Source organism: Rhizobium sp. 05N49 (assembly GCF_056396805.1).
In genome coordinates this window covers 1-17,633 of sequence record NZ_JBFTME010000021.1, presented here as the reverse complement: position 1 = coordinate 17,633, position 17,633 = coordinate 1, and the positions used below count along the sequence as shown (strand labels likewise).

General features: G+C 59.6%; 17 protein-coding genes. 16 read left to right on the top strand and 1 reads right to left on the bottom strand.

Features of this window, described 5'->3' with window-relative positions; genetic code table 11:
• Positions 1-8: 8 nt before the first annotated feature.
• The 16 genes from AC1DF8_RS29450 (at position 9) to lpxB (ending at position 16,630) form a co-directional block, all read left to right on the top strand.
• Positions 9-1,577: a substrate-binding domain-containing protein gene (locus AC1DF8_RS29450; RefSeq protein WP_478156164.1), complete on the top strand. Its 1,569-nt coding sequence runs from the start codon at positions 9-11 to the stop codon at positions 1,575-1,577.
• Between the two features lie 7 nt (positions 1,578-1,584).
• Positions 1,585-2,202 (top strand): 5-bromo-4-chloroindolyl phosphate hydrolysis family protein, encoded by a 618-nt coding sequence (locus tag AC1DF8_RS29445; protein WP_478156081.1) that lies wholly within the window; start codon positions 1,585-1,587, stop codon positions 2,200-2,202.
• Positions 2,202-3,305 carry a hypothetical protein gene (locus AC1DF8_RS29440; protein WP_478156079.1) on the top strand — a complete coding sequence of 368 codons (1,104 nt, stop codon included), beginning with the start codon at positions 2,202-2,204 and terminating at the stop codon, positions 3,303-3,305. Before AC1DF8_RS29445 ends, AC1DF8_RS29440 begins: the two co-directional genes overlap by 1 nt.
• Positions 3,306-3,513: 208 nt before the next feature.
• Entirely contained in the window at positions 3,514-4,281 is a 768-nt protein-coding gene (gene rpsB / locus AC1DF8_RS29435; RefSeq protein ID WP_029869058.1) for a 30S ribosomal protein S2, read from the top strand.
• A 239-nt stretch (positions 4,282-4,520) separates the two neighbouring features.
• Positions 4,521-5,447, top strand: coding sequence for a translation elongation factor Ts (gene tsf, locus AC1DF8_RS29430; protein ID WP_029869057.1), 927 nt, complete (start codon positions 4,521-4,523; stop codon positions 5,445-5,447).
• 95 nt (positions 5,448-5,542) lie between these two features.
• Positions 5,543-6,265 (top strand): UMP kinase, encoded by a 723-nt coding sequence (gene pyrH / locus AC1DF8_RS29425; protein WP_029869056.1) that lies wholly within the window; start codon positions 5,543-5,545, stop codon positions 6,263-6,265.
• A 51-nt stretch (positions 6,266-6,316) separates the two neighbouring features.
• Entirely contained in the window at positions 6,317-6,877 is a 561-nt protein-coding gene (gene frr, locus AC1DF8_RS29420; protein ID WP_029869055.1) for a ribosome recycling factor, read from the top strand.
• Between the two features lie 37 nt (positions 6,878-6,914).
• The gene (locus AC1DF8_RS29415; RefSeq protein WP_029869054.1) at positions 6,915-7,658 is read left to right on the top strand and encodes an isoprenyl transferase; all 744 of its coding nucleotides are present in this window, start codon (positions 6,915-6,917) and stop codon (positions 7,656-7,658) included.
• Positions 7,659-7,660: 2 nt separating this feature from the next.
• Positions 7,661-8,491, top strand: coding sequence for a phosphatidate cytidylyltransferase (locus AC1DF8_RS29410; protein WP_478156075.1), 831 nt, complete (start codon positions 7,661-7,663; stop codon positions 8,489-8,491).
• 29 nt (positions 8,492-8,520) lie between these two features.
• Positions 8,521-9,654 (top strand): RIP metalloprotease RseP, encoded by a 1,134-nt coding sequence (rseP, locus tag AC1DF8_RS29405; RefSeq protein WP_112968462.1) that lies wholly within the window; start codon positions 8,521-8,523, stop codon positions 9,652-9,654.
• Between the two features lie 198 nt (positions 9,655-9,852).
• Positions 9,853-12,192 (top strand): outer membrane protein assembly factor BamA, encoded by a 2,340-nt coding sequence (gene bamA, locus AC1DF8_RS29400; RefSeq protein ID WP_112547851.1) that lies wholly within the window; start codon positions 9,853-9,855, stop codon positions 12,190-12,192.
• Positions 12,193-12,242: 50 nt separating this feature from the next.
• Entirely contained in the window at positions 12,243-13,304 is a 1,062-nt protein-coding gene (gene lpxD / locus AC1DF8_RS29395) for a UDP-3-O-(3-hydroxymyristoyl)glucosamine N-acyltransferase (RefSeq protein WP_113013614.1), read from the top strand.
• Positions 13,297-13,764, top strand: a complete 468-nt coding sequence (fabZ, locus tag AC1DF8_RS29390) for a 3-hydroxyacyl-ACP dehydratase FabZ (protein WP_112547831.1) — start codon at positions 13,297-13,299, stop codon at positions 13,762-13,764. The genes lpxD and fabZ overlap by 8 nt, the downstream gene beginning before the upstream one ends.
• Positions 13,761-14,579, top strand: a complete 819-nt coding sequence (gene lpxA / locus AC1DF8_RS29385) for an acyl-ACP--UDP-N-acetylglucosamine O-acyltransferase (protein WP_478156072.1) — start codon at positions 13,761-13,763, stop codon at positions 14,577-14,579. The genes fabZ and lpxA overlap by 4 nt, the downstream gene beginning before the upstream one ends.
• A gap of 3 nt (positions 14,580-14,582) precedes the next feature.
• On the top strand, positions 14,583-15,464 hold the full coding sequence (locus AC1DF8_RS29380) for an LpxI family protein (protein ID WP_478156071.1): 882 nt from the start codon (positions 14,583-14,585) through the stop codon (positions 15,462-15,464).
• Positions 15,461-16,630 carry a lipid-A-disaccharide synthase gene (gene lpxB, locus AC1DF8_RS29375; RefSeq protein WP_478156069.1) on the top strand — a complete coding sequence of 390 codons (1,170 nt, stop codon included), beginning with the start codon at positions 15,461-15,463 and terminating at the stop codon, positions 16,628-16,630. The genes AC1DF8_RS29380 and lpxB overlap by 4 nt, the downstream gene beginning before the upstream one ends.
• A 30-nt stretch (positions 16,631-16,660) precedes the next feature.
• Here lpxB and gltA read toward each other — a convergent pair.
• Positions 16,661-17,633: citrate synthase (gene gltA / locus AC1DF8_RS29370; RefSeq protein WP_478156067.1), on the bottom strand; the 973-nt coding region annotated here is incomplete at its 5' end.

The following is a 17,633-nucleotide window of genomic DNA, read 5'->3' as shown; positions in this document are numbered from 1 at the left end:
AAATCATTATCCGATCACTCGTGTCCGCGCTCACCCTGTCCGGCCTGGTGGCACTGGCAGGCTGCGATGCTTTCACCCGCGGCCCGAATTTTTCCATCGTTTCCGGCTCGGAAAACACCATCCTGCAGCCGATCGTCGAGGAATTCTGCAAGGAGAAACACGCGACCTGCTCCTTCAAATATGAGGGCACGCTCGATATTGGCCTTGCGCTGCAAAGCGATCAAGGCGTGGAGCAGGATGCCGTGTGGCCGGCCTCCAGCGTCTGGGTCGACATGTTCGATGCCAAACGCAGGGTCAAGGACCTGACATCGGTGGCGCAGACACCCGTCATCCTCGGCGTGCGCAAGTCGAAGGCCGAGCAGCTCGGTTGGGTCGGCAAGGATGTCTTCATGAAGGATATCCTGACAGCGGTGAACAGCGGATCGCTGAAATTCCTGATGACATCGGCCACCCAGTCGAATTCCGGTGCCAGCGCCTATCTCGCCATGCTTTCAAGCGCGCTCGGCAACAAGCCTGTCATCGAGCCGGGCGATCTCGACAACAAGACTGTGCAGGACACCGTTCGAAGCCTGCTTGCCGGCGTCGTGCGCTCCTCTGGCTCGTCGGGCTGGCTTGCCGACCTCTATACGGACTCGGCCGGCAAGGGCACGGTCTATGATGCGATGTGGAATTATGAGGCTGTCATAAAGGAAACCAACGACAAGCTGTCAGGCATGGGCAAGGAGCCGCTCTATGCCATTTATCCCGCCGATGGCGTGGCGATGGCGGATTCGCCGATCGGCTTTGTCGATCATGGCCGGGGTCCCGAGGTCCAGGCCTTTTTCAAGGATCTGCTCACCTATCTGCGTTCGCCCGATGTGCAGAAGAGGATTGCCGAAACCGGCCGCCGCCTGCCGCTCGGCAGCGTCACCGCCGAAGCTGAGCCGAGCTGGAATTTCGATCCTGCCAAACTGGTGACCGCGATCCGCATGCCGGAAACGGCCGTGATCCGCCAGGCGCTCACGCTCTATCAGGCGGCACTGCGCAAACCGTCATTGACGGTACTCTGCCTCGATTTCTCCGGCTCGATGCAGGGAGATGGCGAGAACAGTCTGCAGCAGGCGATGCGCTTCCTCTTCACGCCCGAGGAGGCAAGCAAGGTTCTGGTGCAATGGTCGCCGGCCGACCGCATCTTCATCATTCCGTTCGATGCCAATGTCCGCGATATCTTCTCGGCCTCGGGCGACACGATGGAACAGCAGGGGCTTCTCAACGCCGTTTCCGGACAGCATGCAGGCGGCGGCACCAATATGTATGCCTGCGCCGAACGCGCACTTCAGCAGATGACGAAGACCGGGGACCTCGGCAATTATCTGCCGGCGATCATCATCATGACTGACGGCAGATCGGATGACCAGAGTGCAGCCTTCATGAGCGACTGGAATGCGATGGAACCACGCGTGCCGATCTTCGGGATCACCTTCGGCGATGCGGACAAGACCCAGCTCGACAGTCTGGCGGCAGCGACCGCGGCACGTGTCTTCGATGGCCGGTCGGACCTTGCGACGGCATTCCGCACCGCCCGCGGCTACAACTAGGACCGGCATGCGCAACTGGCTCGGCAATGACGGCAACTGGATCATGGCGGGATTGGTGACCGCCATTCTCGTCCCCGTCCTGACGTTTGCCACCGGCATGCCGTTCTGGATTGCCGCCGTCATTGGCCTTCTGGTTTTTGCCGGCCTCGTTTTCCTTCTGGCGCCGCGCAGGCTTTTCGAAGGTCTCGATATCAAGGTGATCGGCCGCGGTCGTCTCGCCTTCGCAAGGGAATTGCTGGAAGCGGCGGTGCCGTCCGCGCAAAGGCTGGAGGCGGCAGCCGACGATATCACCGATAGGCAGACCGCAGCGCGCGTGCGTCACCTGGCTGAAATAGCCGCCGATGTCTTCCGCACGGTGGAGGCAAAGCCGGAGAGCGCCAATGCCGTGCGCCGTTTCCTCAGCTACTATCTGCCGCGTGCGGCCGAGGTTGCAGAGGGCTTTGCGGCAATCGAGGCGAAACGCGCGCCCGACATCAAGCAGTTGGAGGACGTCCGCGCTGTACTGGTAAAGCTGGAGGATGCCTTCGTTCACTATGCCGACAGCCTTGTCGATGATGCGCTTGGCACGCTCGACACCGACCTGCGCCTTATCCAGGCATCGCTCAAAGAGGATCTCGGACGCTGATGGCTCTCTCCCGCCGCGCCTTTGGAGTTGGATTGCTTGCCACCGGTATCGCCGGCACGGGCGGTTATTTCGCCGTTCGCGACCGGCCGGAGCTGCAGGGCCTGCTGGGGACGCGTACAAAGCTGTTCGGCTTCGTCGGTGGCGAGAAGGAGGCTTTCCTTGCCGATCCCGACGTCGTCGACGCCGTCAAGGACTACGGCCTATCGATCGACAGTCGCGTCGCCGGCTCGGTCGAGATGGTTCGCGAGCAAGCCTTGCTGTCGCAGAACCCGCAATTTCTCTGGCCGTCGTCGTCCATCATGGTGGATATCGCCCGCCAGAGCGGCGTGAAGATCCGCGATGACAGGGTCATGCTGAACACGCCTGTCGTCGTCTACACATGGCAGCCTGTCGTGGATGGACTGATCAAATCGGGTCTCGTGACCGTAGTCGACGGTCATCATCAGCTTGACCTTAAGGCCTTGCTCGATGCCATTCTTGCCGGCACCGACTGGTCGAAACTCGGCGTCGCCACACTCTACGGCCGGGCGCGCATCGTCTCCACCGATCCGAACCGCTCGAATTCCGGCTTCATCTTCTCGGGCCTTGCGCTCAGCCTCTTCAGCGGCAATGTCGCAACACCAGATGATCTCACCCGGTTTGGCGGCAAGGTGCAGTCGATCTTCCGCAACATGGGTTTCAAATCGCCGTCTTCAGGCAAGCTGTTCGATCAGTATCTCGCAGGCGGCCTCGGCGGCGAGCCGATGATCATCGGCTACGAGAATCAGCTGGTCGAATGGGCGCTTGCCGATCCCGACAGGTGGAGCCGCATCCAGTCGGGGCAGGGCGCCAAGCCTGTCGTCCTCTATCCGCGCCCGACCGTCTACTCGGCCCACCCGCTGATCGTCGTCGACCAAACGGCCGAACGACTGATCGAGGCACTGACGAGCGCAAGGCTGCAGGAGCTTGCCTGGACCAAACATGGTTTCCGCGGACCGCTCGGCACGGCGACCGGCGATACGCAGGGGACGATTGCCGGCCTTCTGCCATCCGAGATCGATGCGGTGCTGCCGATCCCGGATGCCGGTGTCATGCTGGCGTTGCTCAACATGCTGGCAAACTGAACCGTTCGGGTCTATATATCGAGCGCTGTCCAAGGCAGATTTTTTGGCACAAGCCTTGCTTTTGCGGAAAATCGAATGTAAGGGCACGCGCATTCCACACGTAAGGCATGGGATCGTCCGGGAGAAATCCGGCTTTTCCGCCCGGTGGCATCTTCAAAGAGGATGCTGTTCGCCTTGCGGAGGTTCAACCGGCAAAGGAGTAAAAGGCATGGCATTGCCTGATTTTTCTATGCGCCAGCTTCTCGAAGCAGGCGTCCACTTCGGTCACCAGACGCACCGCTGGAACCCGAAGATGAAGCCCTACATTTTCGGCGATCGTAACAACATCCACATCATCGACCTGGCTCAGACCGTTCCGATGCTGTCGCGCGCCCTGCAGGTCGTGTCCGACACCGTTGCTCGTGGCGGCCGCGTTCTCTTCGTTGGCACCAAGCGTCAGGCTTCCGAGCTGATCGCTGACTCGGCCAAGCGTTCTGCCCAGTACTACGTCAACTCGCGTTGGCTCGGCGGCATGATGACGAACTGGAAGACGATCTCCAACTCGATCCAGCGCCTGCGCAAGCTCGACGAAATCCTGAGCTCCGAGCAGTCCGGCTACTCCAAGAAGGAGCGCCTGAACCTCGAGCGCGAGCGCGAAAAGCTCGACAAGGCCCTCGGCGGTATCAAGGACATGGGCGGCACGCCGGACCTGATGTTCATCATTGACACCAACAAGGAAAAGATCGCGATCGACGAAGCCAAGCGCCTCGGCATCCCGGTCGTCGCCATCATCGACTCGAACTGCGATCCGGACCTGATCGACTATCCGATCCCGGGCAACGACGACGCCTCGCGCGCCATCGCTCTGTACTGCGACCTGATCGCCCGCGCTGCGATCGACGGTATCGCCCGTCAGCAGAGCGGATCGGGCCGCGACCTCGGCGCTTCGACCGAAGTTCCGTTCGAGCCGGCGCTCGATGAGGCGAGCGAAGCCTGATAAAAGCGGGTGGAGCAAAGCTCCGCCCAAGCTTGCAAGGATTGGGAAAGGCCGCTCGCGACTCTCAGAAGTTCGGCGGCCTTGCCCGTTTCAGGCGGAAGCTGTGATTGCTTTTGCCTCCATGAATTCTGTATGGCGCGTCTTCATAACGCTGTCATACATACAGGTACATTTCGTGCCTCAATCCGGTGCCGCACCGCGTTCTGCGGGCCACCGAATAAACCGACAAGAGGAAGCTTATGACCGAGATTACGGCTGCACTGGTGAAGGAACTGCGCGAAAAGTCCGGCGCAGGCATGATGGACTGCAAGAAGGCGCTGACCGAGACCAACGGCGACATCGAAGCCGCGATCGACTGGCTGCGCGCCAAGGGCATCTCCAAGGCCGACAAGAAGTCCGGCCGCGCCGCAGCTGAAGGCCTGGTCGCCATCGCCGGCGCCGGTCACAAGGCTGTCGTCATCGAGCTCAATTCCGAAACCGACTTCGTTGCCCGTAACGATGCCTTCCAGGATCTCGCACGCGGCATCGCTGAAGTTGCGCTTTCCACCGACGGCACCGTCGAAGCCATTTCGGCTGCGACCTATCCGGCATCCGGCAAGCCGGTCGCCGACACCATCAAGGAAGCGATCGCAACCATCGGCGAGAACATGACGCTTCGTCGTGCAGCCAAGCTGGAAGTCGAGCACGGCGTCGTCGCGACTTACATCCATAACGCTGCCGGCGACGGTATCGGCAAGCTCGGCGTTCTCGTCGCGCTGAAGTCGGTGGGCGACAAGGCCGTCCTGTCCTCGATCGGCCGCCAGGTTGCTATGCACATTGCCGCGACCAACCCGCTGGCGATCCGTGCCGAAGAAGTCGATGCCGCAGTCGCCGAACGCGAACGCAACGTCTTCATCGAGCAGTCCCGCGAATCCGGCAAGCCGGAAGCCATCATCGAAAAGATGGTCGAAGGCCGCATGCGCAAGTTCTTCGAAGAAGTAGCCCTTCTCTCGCAGTCTTTCGTCATCAACCCGGAACTGACGGTCGGTGCTGCGGTCAAGGCAGCCGAAAAGGAAGCCGGCGCTGCGATCGAAGTCGTCGGCATGGCCCGTCTGCTCCTCGGCGAAGGCGTCGAGAAGGAAGAGACCGACTTCGCAGCCGAAGTCGCTGCTGTCGCCAAGGGCTGATCTTTCAGCCATATTTGGGAAAACCGAAGGGCATCGCGTGACAACGCGGTGCCCTTCGTGTATCGGGCAATTGCGGCAATATACGAGGAGCCAACATGACGTCGGAACCAATCTACAAACGTGTTCTACTCAAGGCTTCTGGGGAAGCTATGATGGGTTCCCAGGGCTTCGGTATCGACGTTGCGGTGGCAGACCGCATCGCGTCCGACATTGCCGATGCGCGGCAGATGGGTGTCGAAGTCGGCGTCGTCATCGGCGGCGGTAACATCTTCCGTGGCGTCGCGGTTGCGTCCAAGGGTGGCGACCGCGTCACCGGTGACCACATGGGCATGCTCGGCACGGTCATCAACGCGCTTGCGCTGGCGACCTCGCTGCGCAAGCTGAATATCGATACGGTGGTTCTGTCGGCAATCTCCATGCCGGAAATCTGCGAAAGCTTCTCGCAGCGCGCCACGTTGTATCACCTGTCGCTCGGCAGGGTGGTTATTTTCGCCGGCGGCACGGGCAATCCTTTCTTCACCACTGATTCTGCTGCAGCGCTGCGCGCCGCCGAAATGGGCGCCGAGGCAATCTTCAAGGGCACGCAGGTCGACGGCATATACACCGCCGATCCGAAGAAGGATCCGGAAGCGACGCGTTTCGACCATCTGACGCACAAGGAGGTTCTCGACCGGGGCCTTGCGGTCATGGATGTGGCCGCTGTTGCACTCGCGCGCGAGAATTCCATTCCGATCGTTGTTTTCTCGATTCACGAGAAGGGACGTTTCGCTGAAATCTTGACGGGTGGTGGTCTCAAGACCATCGTGTCCGACAACTGATAGGGAGCTGTGCCGTTACCGGCGCAAATCTTCTGAGACAGGAGAATAGGTATGAGTGAAGGTATCGACATCAAGGAACTGAAGCGCCGTATGGATGGCGCGGTTTCCGCGTTCAAGAGCGACATCGCATCGCTGCGCACGGGCCGCGCTTCGGCCAACATTCTCGATCCGGTGACGGTAGAAGCCTATGGTTCGCGTATGCCGCTGAACCAGGTCGCCAACATCACGGTGCCGGAGCCACGCATGCTGACGGTATCCGTCTGGGACAAGAGCATGGTGGGCGCAGTAGACCGTTCGATTCGCGAATCGAATCTCGGCCTGAACCCGATCGTCGACGGCCAGAACCTTCGCATCCCGCTGCCGGAGCTCAACGAAGAGCGCCGCAAGTCACTCGTCAAGGTCGCCCATGACTATGCCGAAAAGAGCAAGGTTGCGATTCGCCACGTACGACGCGACGGCATGGACGGCCTTAAGAAAGCCGAAAAGGATGGCGTAATCGGCCAGGACGAAAGCCGGGCACAGTCGGAACGTGTTCAGAAAATGACGGACGATACGATTTTGGAAATCGACCGCTTGCTTGGCGAGAAAGAAAAGGAAATCATGCAAGTCTAGTATACTTGCGTCCCCGCCAAGAAAGACCGGACAGAAAATGTCGGAAACCTCATTTTTGACTGCGCCAGAACATGTTGCCATCATCATGGATGGCAACGGTCGTTGGGCAAAGCAGCGCGGCCTGCCGCGGACGATGGGACACCGCAGAGCGGTCGAGACCGTTCGCCAGACCGTGCGCACTGCCGGCGATCTTGGCATCAAATATCTGACGCTCTTTGCCTTTTCCTCAGAGAACTGGCGTCGCCCGGAAGCCGAGGTCACTGATCTTCTCGGCCTCCTGAAGGCGTTCATCCGCAGCGATCTCGCAGAGCTTCACCGGCAGAATGTGCGCATCAGGGTGATCGGTGACCGTGTCAACCTGCGCAGCGACATTCTCAAGCTCCTGCTGGAAGCCGAGGAAACGACCAAGGCCAATACGGCGCTGACACTCGTCATCGCCTTCAACTACGGGTCTCGCGACGAGATCGCCCGCGCTATGATGAGCCTCGCCAAGGATGTGGAGGAGGGGCGTCTCAGGTCGCAGGACATCACGCCCGCGCTGATCGATGCCCGGCTGGATACGGCCGGCATTCCCGACCCTGATCTCATCATTCGCACCAGTGGCGAAGAGCGGCTCTCCAATTTCCTGTTATGGCAGGCTGCCTACTCGGAATTCGTCTTCCTGCCGGAATATTGGCCCGACTTCAGCCGCGAACTCTTCCTATCGGCGCTTGAGAAGTTTGCCTCGCGCGATCGCCGCTTCGGTGGTCTTTCCGCTCAGGCCGCAGCAGTGAACACCTGACGATGAAGCAGGAACTGAAGCTCCGTATCGTTTCAGGCCTGATTCTCGCGATCATCATTCTTGCCGCCACCTGGTATGGCGGCTCTATCTTCCGCATTGTGGCGGCGGCGATCGCGCTCCTGATCTATTATGAATGGTCGACGATTACAGGCATCGCCCGCGACCGGGTCACAAACGTGCTCGGCTGGGTGGGCGAGGTGGTGGTTGCCCTGCTCGTTTTGGCAGGCGCATTCGAATATGCCTTGGGAATGTTGATCGCCTTGACCGCTCTCGGCATCGCCATGATCTTTCTGCATCGCGCCAGCCGCTGGTTCGCTCCGGGCCTTTTATATGCAGGGGGTACTGGACTGGCGCTTGCCGCGATCCGCGGCGATGAAACGCTTGGCCTCTATGCGATGCTTTTCATCTTCGCGGTGGTCTGGGCAACCGATATTCTCGCCTATTTCGTCGGACGCGCGATTGGCGGTCCAAAGCTTGCTCCGCGCATCTCGCCTGGGAAGACCTGGTCCGGGGCCGTAGGTGGTGCCATTTCGGCTGTCATTGCCGGAGCCGTCATTGTTCATTTTCTTGTTCCGGAAGCCGTGGATCGCGCCGCAGTGATCGCGCTCATTCTGTCCGTCTTCAGCCAGTCAGGCGATCTTTTCGAAAGTTTCATCAAGCGAAAATTCGGCGTGAAGGACTCCAGCCGTCTCATTCCGGGACATGGCGGGGTGATGGACCGTGTCGATGGACTGATTTTCGCCTGTTTTTCAGCGTTCTTGCTTGCTGGCCTTTTTTCGCTGATAAAGGGCACCGGGACGACCTCGCTCGGTGCGGCATTGTTCGGCCTTTGATCGTTGCGGCCAGATAGAAGAAGGAACTCATGGAAGCGGTGACCGGAATATTCGGTTTTTTGACGGGCTATATCGTCCCCTTCGTCATCGTGCTGTCGCTGCTCGTTTTCGTGCATGAAATGGGCCACTATCTCGTCGGGCGCTGGAGCGGTATCCGTATCCTCGCCTTTTCCGTGGGCTTTGGCCCGGAGATTGTTGGTTTTACCGATCGTCACGGAACGCGCTGGAAGATCTCGGCGATCCCGCTCGGCGGCTATGTTCGCTTTTTCGGGGACGAGGATGCGTCCAGCAAGCCGGATACCGACAAGCTGGCAGTGATGACGGACGAGGAGCGCGAGCGTTCCTTCGCCGGGGCAAAGCTGTGGAAGCGTGCTGCAACCGTCGCAGCCGGCCCGATCGCCAATTTCATCCTGGCTATTGCCATCTTCACGGTTCTTTTCGCGGTCTATGGCCGCACTGTGTCCGATCCTGTCGTCGCCGAAGTGAAGCCGGACAGCGCTGCTGCGGCGGCCGGCGTGTTGCCGGGCGACCTGCTCGTCTCCATCGACGGGACCAAGGTCCAGACTTTTGACGATGTGCGCCGCTATGTCAGCATTCGTCCGAACCAGAATATCGTCGTCACGGTCGAGCGTAACGGCGAGAAGATGGATCTGCCGATGGTGCCGCAGCGCACCGACATCACCGACCAGTTCGGCAACAAGATCGAGGTCGGTCTGATCGGGATCGTCACCAACGAAGAGGTCGGCCACTTCCGACTGCAGACCTTCACGCCGCTGCAAGCGCTGCATGAAGGCGTGATCCAGACCTGGCATATCGTGACCGGCACCTTCAAATATATCGGCAACCTGCTCACCGGAGCAATGAAAGCCGATCAATTGGGTGGGCCAATCCGCGTGGCGCAAGCTTCGGGCCAGATGGCTACGCTTGGAATAGGCGCGCTGCTGCAGCTCGCTGCGGTTTTGTCAGTTTCGATTGGATTGCTGAATTTGATGCCGGTTCCGGTACTTGATGGCGGCCACCTGATGTTCTATGCGGTGGAAGCGGTCAGGGGAAGGCCGCTCGGTTCTTCGGCTCAGGAAATTGCGTTTCGCATTGGCCTGGCCATGGTGCTTACATTAATGGTTTTTGCGACCTGGAATGACATTAGCGCGCTCATTGGGTAGTGCGTATGAGTGAAGGAAAATTACTGTTTATTTACGATGTTTCAAAGCTGTAGTGGCGAATGGGTCACGGTTCGAAATGAAGTAAACAGAAATTAACGAGCTCCCTTGCTTGTATGTCAAAAGCGGGTAAAACGACACACGTGGCCGGAATCGGGTCTCTCCCGGGGCCGGAGACGAGGGAAAAAGGTAATGGGTGAAATGAAGGCTGGTTCAAGGTTTTTGAACGCAGTATCGGCGATTGCGCTGTCTGCTAGTGTTGTTGCTTCTGGCGCAGGTGCTTTGACTTTCGTTTCGGCTACGGCTGCGCAAGCTGCCGTCATTCAGCGGATCGACGTGCGCGGTGCGAGCCGTGTCGGTGCCGAAGCCGTTCGGTCGAACCTCACCATTACCCCCGGCAAGAGCTTCTCCAACACGGATATCGACGACTCCGTAAAGCAGCTTTACGGCACCGGCTATTTCTCTGACGTCAAGATTTCGGTTTCCGGCAGCACGCTCGTCGTCAACGTTCAGGAAGCCCAGCTCGTCAACCAGGTCGTCTTTAACGGCAACCGCAAGGTCAAGGACGACAAGCTCGCCGCCGTCGTCAAGACGCATGCCGCTGGCCCGTACAGCGATGCGCAGATCCAGTCCGACATCGCCGCGATCAAGGAAGCCTATGCGGCGACCGGCCGCAGTGAAGTCGAAGTGACGACGCAGGTCGTGCCGCTCGGCGAAGGCCGCGTCAACCTCGCTTTCGTCATCAACGAAGGCGACCGCACCAAGATCGCCGCCATCAATTTCGTCGGCAACCAGGCCTATAGTGCCGGTCGTCTTGCCGCTGTCATTCAGACCAAGCGTTCGAACTTTCTCTCGTTCCTGACCCGCAAGGACGTTTACAACGAAGACAAGCTCCACGCTGATGAAGACGCGCTGCGCCAGTTCTACTACAACCGCGGTTATGCCGACATGCGCATCGTTTCTTCTGATGCCGCGTTCGACGAATCCACGAACAAGTACACGCTGACCTTCAACATCGAAGAGGGCCCGCGTTATGACTTCGGTCCGGTCAGCGTCCAGTCGACCGTTGAGGGTGTCGATGCCCAGCAGCTTCAGTCGCTCGTCGATACGCGGGAAGGCCAGGTCTACAGCGCCAAGGAAGTCCAGAAATCCATCGAGGCGATTTCGGATCAGGTTGCTTCGGCCGGTTATCCCTTCGCACGCGTCACGCCGCGCGGCAATCGCGACCTGAACAACAACACGATCGGCGTCGAATACCTCGTCGACCAGGGCGAGCGCGCCTATGTCGAGCGTATCGAAATCCGTGGCAACAGCCGCACGCGCGATTACGTTATCCGCCGCGAGTTCGATCTCAGCGAAGGCGATGCCTTCAATCAGCAGATGATTACCCGCGCAAAGCGCCGTCTTGAGGCGCTCGGCTACTTCTCCTCGGTCAACATCTCGACCCAGCCGGGCAGCTCGCCCGACCGTGTTGTCATTGTTGTCGATGTCCAGGATCAGTCGACCGGTTCGTTCGGTATCGGCGCCGGTTATGCGGCCGGCGGCGACGGCCTGCTGCTCGAAGCTTCGATCGAAGAAAAGAACTTCCTCGGCCGCGGTCAGTACATCCGCGTTTCGGCCGGTGGCGGTGAGGAAGGCTCGCGCTCCTACGGTATTAACTTCACCGAGCCCTACTTCCTCGGTTATCGCCTTGCTGCCGGTTTCGATGTCAATCACAGCGAGACGTCGAGCAACGACAACTACGATTACGAAGAAACCAGCGGTGTCCTGCGCGTAACGGCGCCGATCACCGAAGATCTGGCAACGACGTTCCGCTATAACTACAAGCAGATGAAGTACGATTCCAGCGGAAGCAGTCTGGACGATTTGTCCGCTACCTATCAAAACCTGGTCAACGAAAGCCCGTGGACTCGGTCTTCCATATCGCAGACGCTGACCTACAATACGCTGGACGATACCGTCCTGCCGCGTGAAGGTATCTATGCCACTGCGACGCAGGAAATTGCAGGCCTGGGCGGCGACTCCCAGTACTACAAGATCTACGGTAAGGCCCGTTACTACCACCTGCTCGCTGACGATGCCGACATCATCGGCTCGGTCTCGGCTTCAGCTGGTTATGTCGTTGGCTTCGGTGATCACCTGAACGTCTTCGACCAGTTCACGCTGACCAATTCCGATATCCGCGGCTTCGAGAACAAGGGCATCGGCCCGCGCATCACCAGCCCGGACGATCCGCTCGGTGGTACGACCTACTTCACCGCTTCTGCCGAAGCGACGTTCCCGATGCCGGGCTTCCCGCGTGACTTCAACCTGCGCGGCGCAGTCTTTGCGGATGCCGGTACGCTGTTCGGCAACGATGTCGAGCTTCTCGGCGCTGATACCGAAGAAGGTGATGGTTCGTCCCTGCGCGCTTCGGTTGGTGTTGGTGTGATCTGGCAGTCGCCCTTTGGCGCGTTGCGTGTCGACTATGCGATCCCGGTCTTGAAGGAAGACTTCGACAAGACTCAGCGCTTCAAGTTTGGCATTAACAACCAATTCTGATATCGGCAGTCCGGAACTGTAAATTTCAATTCCGTTCTGGAGTTTTGCCGATGGAGCAAAATACTTTTTTTCTGCCCCATGAAGGCGTGAAGCTCGTTGAGTTGGCGCAATTTCTTGGGGCGGAACTTGCCAATTCCGCTCATGGTGATGTCATCGTCCGTTCGGTCTCGCCGATCGCGAGAGCGCAAGCGGGCGATATCTGTTATATCCTCTCGCGCCGTAATCTTGACGAGTTCTCGACCTGTTCGGCATCGGCGGTGATTTGCGACAAGGCGATGGTCGGGCTCGTGCCGTCGAATATCCCGGTCGTGATCTCATCCAATCCACATGCAGCCTTTGCTATGGCCGGCGGATATCTTTATCCCGCAGCGCTGAAGCCGGTGACGTTTTCCTCCGGCGAGACGGAGATTGCGCCAAGCGCGATCATCGATCCGACCGCACGCCTCGAGAAGGGCGTGATCGTCGAACCGATGGCGATCATCGGCCCCGGAGCGGAAATCGGTGAAGGAACGCGCATCGGCGCGCAATCGATCATCGGTCCGAACGTCAAGATTGGCCGAAACGGCTCGATTGCGACGGGCGTGAGCATTCTCTGTGCGCTTATCGGCAATGGTGTCATCATCCATAACGGCGTGCGCATCGGTCAGGACGGCTTTGGTTACGCACCTGGCCCGCGTGGCATGATCAAGATCGTGCAGATTGGCCGGGTGATCATCCAGGACAATGTCGAGATCGGCGCCAATACCACGATCGACCGGGGCGCCATGGACGATACCGTCATCGGCGAGGGAACCAAAGTCGATAACCAGGTCCAGATCGGCCACAATGTTCGCATCGGCCGTCATTGCGCCATCGTTTCGCAGGTCGGCCTTGCCGGCAGCACGATTGTCGGCGATGGCGTGCAGATCGGTGGACAGGTCGGCCTGAAGGGGCATATCACCATTGGAGACGGCGTACAGATCGCTGCAAAGAGCGGTGTGATGACCGACCTTGCTGCGGGCGGCCGCTATGGCGGAATACCGGCGCGTCCTCTAAATGATTATCTGAAAGACGTTGCCCAGATCATGGCAAAATCTGGAGTGCGCGGAAAAAAGGGAGCCAAGAATGACTGAGGAAACAGCCAGCACGCTTTCTTCGGCAGACATCATGGAAATCATGAAGCTGTTGCCGCACCGCTATCCGTTTTTGATGGTCGACAAGATCATCAATATCGACGGCGACAATGCAGCCGTAGGCATCAAGAATGTCACGGTCAATGAGCCTCATTTCACCGGTCACTTCCCTGAAGCACCGATCATGCCAGGCGTACTGCTTGTCGAAGGCATGGCGCAGACGGCCGGCGCGATCTGCGCCAAGAAAGAAGGCCAGACCGGCAACCTCGTCTACTTCATGACGATCGACAATGCCCGCTTCCGCAAGCCGGTCGTGCCGGGCGACCGCGTTGAATATCACGTGCAAAAAATCAAGCAGCGCGGCAATATCTGGAAATTCCATTGCGACGCAAAGGTCGAGGGCGCGCTCGTCGCCGAGGCCGATATCGGCGCGATGATCGTACGTAAGGACAATGCATGAGCATGATTGCCGAAAGCGCCAGAATTCATCCCATGGCCGTTGTCGAGGACGGTGCCACGGTCGGTGAAGGCGTGGTGGTCGGCCCTTTTTGCCATGTTGGCCCCAAGGTCACGCTTCAAGACAATGTTGAACTGATCAGCCATGTGGTTGTACTCGGTCTGACGACCGTTGGTGCCGGTACGCGTATATTTCCTTCGGCCGTCATCGGCGGAGACTCCCAGAGTGCCCGTCACAGTCACGTTGATACGACCTTGATCATCGGCCGCAACTGCACCATTCGCGAAGGCGTCACGATGAACACCGGCACCGTCGAGCATGGCGGTTCGACTATCATCGGCGACAACAGCCTTTTTCTCGCCTATTCGCATGTCGCGCATGATTGCCGGGTCGGCAACCATGTCATCATGTCCAACAATGTCATGCTGGCTGGCCACGTTGCGATCGGCGATCACGCAATCATCAGCGGTGGCGCGGCTGTGCACCAGTTCACCCGTGTCGGCAAATACGCCTTTGTCGGCGGTCTGTCCGCCGTGAGTTACGATGTCATTCCCTACGGTATGCTGAATGGCAATCCGGGCATCCTGAGCGGCCTCAACGTCGTCGGCATGACACGCGCCGGCGTTGATCGCGCTGTCATTCATACCGTTCGCCGTGCCTACAAGGCGATCTTCGAGGGTCCCGGCTCGATCCGCGAGAATGCCGCCCAAATTCGTGACGAATATGCCAATTGCGAGCAAGTGGTCGAGATCCTCGATTTCATCGCGGCCGAGAGTGATCGCGCGCTGTCTTCGCCGAGCCGGGGACAGAAGGGCTGATCGGTGGCTTCTGCTGGTGACACCGCTGAAGGCCGACTGGCGATTATTGCCGGCGGCGGCCTTCTGCCGTCCTATGTCGCCGAGGCTGCACGTTCTGCCGGCGAAAACCCTGTCATCGTGGTCCTGAAGGATGAGGGCGACCGTCGCTGGGACGGTTTCGACCATGCCACGATCGGTATCGGTGATTTCGCTGCCCTGGATAGGCTCTTCAAGAAATATCGCATTGACCGCGTCGTCATGTCGGGCAGCGTGCGCCGCCGGCCGGAATGGCGTGAGGTGCGGCCGACACTGCGCATACTGCGCAAGGTTCCCTCGGCCATCCGCACGCTCTTGTCCGGTGGAGACGACACGGTTCTGCAGATGGTCATCAAGCTGATCGAAGGCGAGGGATTGCGCGTGGTCGGTGCGCACGAGATCGCGCCCGATCTTCTGGCAACTGTCGGCCCTCTCGGCGCTATTGTGCCTGGCGATGACGATCGGCGCGATATCGCTCGTGCTGGCGAGGCGGCGGAGGCACTTGGCCGTTTGGACATCGGCCAGGGCGCTGTGTCGATCGGCGGTCGTGTTGTCGCGATGGAGGGGCTGGAGGGCACAGACGGCATGCTGGAGCGCGTGGCAGCGCTCAGGGCCGCAGGCCGTATTTCGCCGCGTCGCCGCGGTGTGCTCGTCAAGCTCTGCAAGCCGCAGCAGGATATCCGCGCCGATCTGCCTGCGATTGGCGTTTCCACTATTCTCAATGCCAAGGCCGCTGGCCTTGCGGGAGTCGCGATCGAGGCTGGACGATCTCTGGTGCTGGATCGTGACGCGCTTATCAAGGCAGCAGGCGAGAACGGCCTTTTTGTCTGCGGTATCGACAAGGGGTTGCCGGGATGGGGGCTTCAATGAGCGAAAGACCGCTGAAGATTGCCGTCATAGCCGGCGAAGTCTCCGGCGATCTCTTGGGTGCAGATCTCATCGCCGGGCTCAAGAAGATCTATTCCGGACCTATCGAGCTTGTCGGCGTCGGCGGTGAGGGGCTGCAGGGCCAGGGCCTGAAATCGCTGTTCGATTTCTCCGAGCTTTCCATCATGGGCATCACCCAGGTGCTGGCAAAGCTGCCGAAGCTCTGGTCCCTCATCCGGCAGACGACGGCGTCGATCATTGCCGCGAAACCCGATATTCTGCTCATCATCGATAGCCCGGATTTCACCCATCGCGTCGCAAAACGCGTGCGCACGGCGCTACCGGATCTGCCTGTCGTCAACTATGTCTGCCCGAGTGTCTGGGCTTGGAAGGAATACCGCGCGCAGCGCATGCTCGCCTACGTCGATCATGTGCTGGCCGTTCTGCCTTTTGAGCCCGAAGCGATGCAGCGCCTCAATGGCCCGACCACCACTTACGTCGGGCATCGTCTGGTCGCGGATCCCGCGCTTCTGGAAACCCGCCGCCTGCGCGACGGTCGGAGGCCGGGCAATGGCACGATCCTGCTTCTTCCCGGCTCGCGTTCGTCAGAGATCAGGAAGCTTCTGCCTTATTTCGAGGCTGCCGCTCATGAGCTCGTTGCCCGCAATGGCGCGATGCGCTTCATTCTGCCAACGGTAGCGCACAAGGAGGCACTCGTACGCGAACTGACGGCGGGATGGTCGGCCAAGCTTGACATCGTCGTCGGTGCCGAGGCGAAGTGGAAAGCCTTCGCTGAAGCCGATGCGGCCATGGCGGCATCCGGAACCGTGATCCTTGAACTGGCGCTTGCCGATGTTCCCGTCGTTTCCGCCTACAAGGTCGACTGGATCATGCGCATGCTGACATCGGGCATCAAGACCTGGACCGGCGCATTGCCCAATCTGATCGCCGACTACGCCGTCGTGCCGGAATATCTGAACGACATTGTTCGTGGTGCCAGCCTCGCACGCTGGATGGAAAGGCTGGCGGCCGACACCTACCAGCTCAAGGCGATGAAGGAGGGTTACGAGCTCATCTGGCAGCGCATGCGGACGAAGAGTCCACCCGGAGAGCACGCGGCGCAGATATTGCTCGATGTTCTCGCCAACAAAAAAACCGGTCATTCCTGACCGGGTTCTTTTTTGTCTAAAGGTCAGCGCTTAGCGCTTGGAAACCGGCACGTAATCGCGCTTGGGCTCGCCGATATAGAGCTGGCGCGGACGACCAATGCGCTGTTCCGGATCTTCGATCATTTCGTTCCACTGTGCGATCCAGCCGACGGTGCGAGCGAGAGCGAAGAGCACGGTGAACATCGTCGTGGGGAAGCCCAGAGCCTTCAGCGTGATACCCGAATAGAAGTCGATGTTCGGATAGAGCTTCTTCTCGATGAAATAGGAGTCGGTCAGAGCGATACGCTCGAGTTCCATAGCAACTTCGAGAAGCGGATCGTCCTTGATGCCGAGTTCGCCGAGGACTTCATGCGTGGTCTTCTGCATGATCTTGGCGCGCGGATCGTAGTTCTTGTAGACGCGGTGACCAAAGCCCATCAGGCGGAACGGATCGTTCTTGTCCTTGGCGCGAGCGACATATTCCGGAATGCGGTCAACCGTGCCAATTTCCGTCAGCATGTTGAGAGCTGCTTCGTTAGCACCGCCGTGAGCTGGGCCCCAGAGGCAGGCGATGCCGGCAGCGATACAGGCGAACGGGTTGGCGCCCGAAGAGCCGGCGAGACGGACCGTCGAGGTCGACGCGTTCTGCTCGTGATCGGCATGCAGGATGAAGATACGGTCCATGGCGCGTGCAAGCACCGGATTGACGACATATTCTTCGCACGGAACGGCAAAGCACATGCGCAGGAAGTTGGACGCGTAGTCCAGGTCGTTCTTCGGGTAAACGAAGGGCTGGCCGATATGGTACTTGTAGGCCATGGCGGCAAGCGTCGGCATCTTCGCGATCATGCGCAGGCTGGCGACCATGCGCTGGTGCGGATCGGTGATGTCGGTAGAGTCATGATAGAAGGCCGAAAGCGCGCCGACGCAGCCGCACATGACGGCCATCGGGTGGGCGTCGCGGCGGAAGCCGGTGAAGAAGCGGCTCATCTGCTCATGCACCATGGTGTGGTGCGTGACGCGG

Bases quoted from the DNA above. Each gene is read 5' to 3' on its own strand.
- AC1DF8_RS29445 (WP_478156081.1), top strand. From the start codon at position 1,585: ATGCGCAACTGGCTCGGCAATGACGGCAACTGGATCATGGCGGGATTG.
- AC1DF8_RS29440 (WP_478156079.1), top strand. From the start codon at position 2,202: ATGGCTCTCTCCCGCCGCGCCTTTGGAGTTGGATTGCTTGCCACCGGT.
- rpsB (WP_029869058.1), top strand. From the start codon at position 3,514: ATGGCATTGCCTGATTTTTCTATGCGCCAGCTTCTCGAAGCAGGCGTC.
- tsf (WP_029869057.1), top strand. From the start codon at position 4,521: ATGACCGAGATTACGGCTGCACTGGTGAAGGAACTGCGCGAAAAGTCC.
- pyrH (WP_029869056.1), top strand. From the start codon at position 5,543: ATGACGTCGGAACCAATCTACAAACGTGTTCTACTCAAGGCTTCTGGG.
- frr (WP_029869055.1), top strand. From the start codon at position 6,317: ATGAGTGAAGGTATCGACATCAAGGAACTGAAGCGCCGTATGGATGGC.
- AC1DF8_RS29415 (WP_029869054.1), top strand. From the start codon at position 6,915: ATGTCGGAAACCTCATTTTTGACTGCGCCAGAACATGTTGCCATCATC.
- AC1DF8_RS29410 (WP_478156075.1), top strand. From the start codon at position 7,661: ATGAAGCAGGAACTGAAGCTCCGTATCGTTTCAGGCCTGATTCTCGCG.
- rseP (WP_112968462.1), top strand. From the start codon at position 8,521: ATGGAAGCGGTGACCGGAATATTCGGTTTTTTGACGGGCTATATCGTC.
- bamA (WP_112547851.1), top strand. From the start codon at position 9,853: ATGAAGGCTGGTTCAAGGTTTTTGAACGCAGTATCGGCGATTGCGCTG.
- lpxD (WP_113013614.1), top strand. From the start codon at position 12,243: ATGGAGCAAAATACTTTTTTTCTGCCCCATGAAGGCGTGAAGCTCGTT.
- fabZ (WP_112547831.1), top strand. From the start codon at position 13,297: ATGACTGAGGAAACAGCCAGCACGCTTTCTTCGGCAGACATCATGGAA.
- lpxA (WP_478156072.1), top strand. From the start codon at position 13,761: ATGAGCATGATTGCCGAAAGCGCCAGAATTCATCCCATGGCCGTTGTC.
- lpxB (WP_478156069.1), top strand. From the start codon at position 15,461: ATGAGCGAAAGACCGCTGAAGATTGCCGTCATAGCCGGCGAAGTCTCC.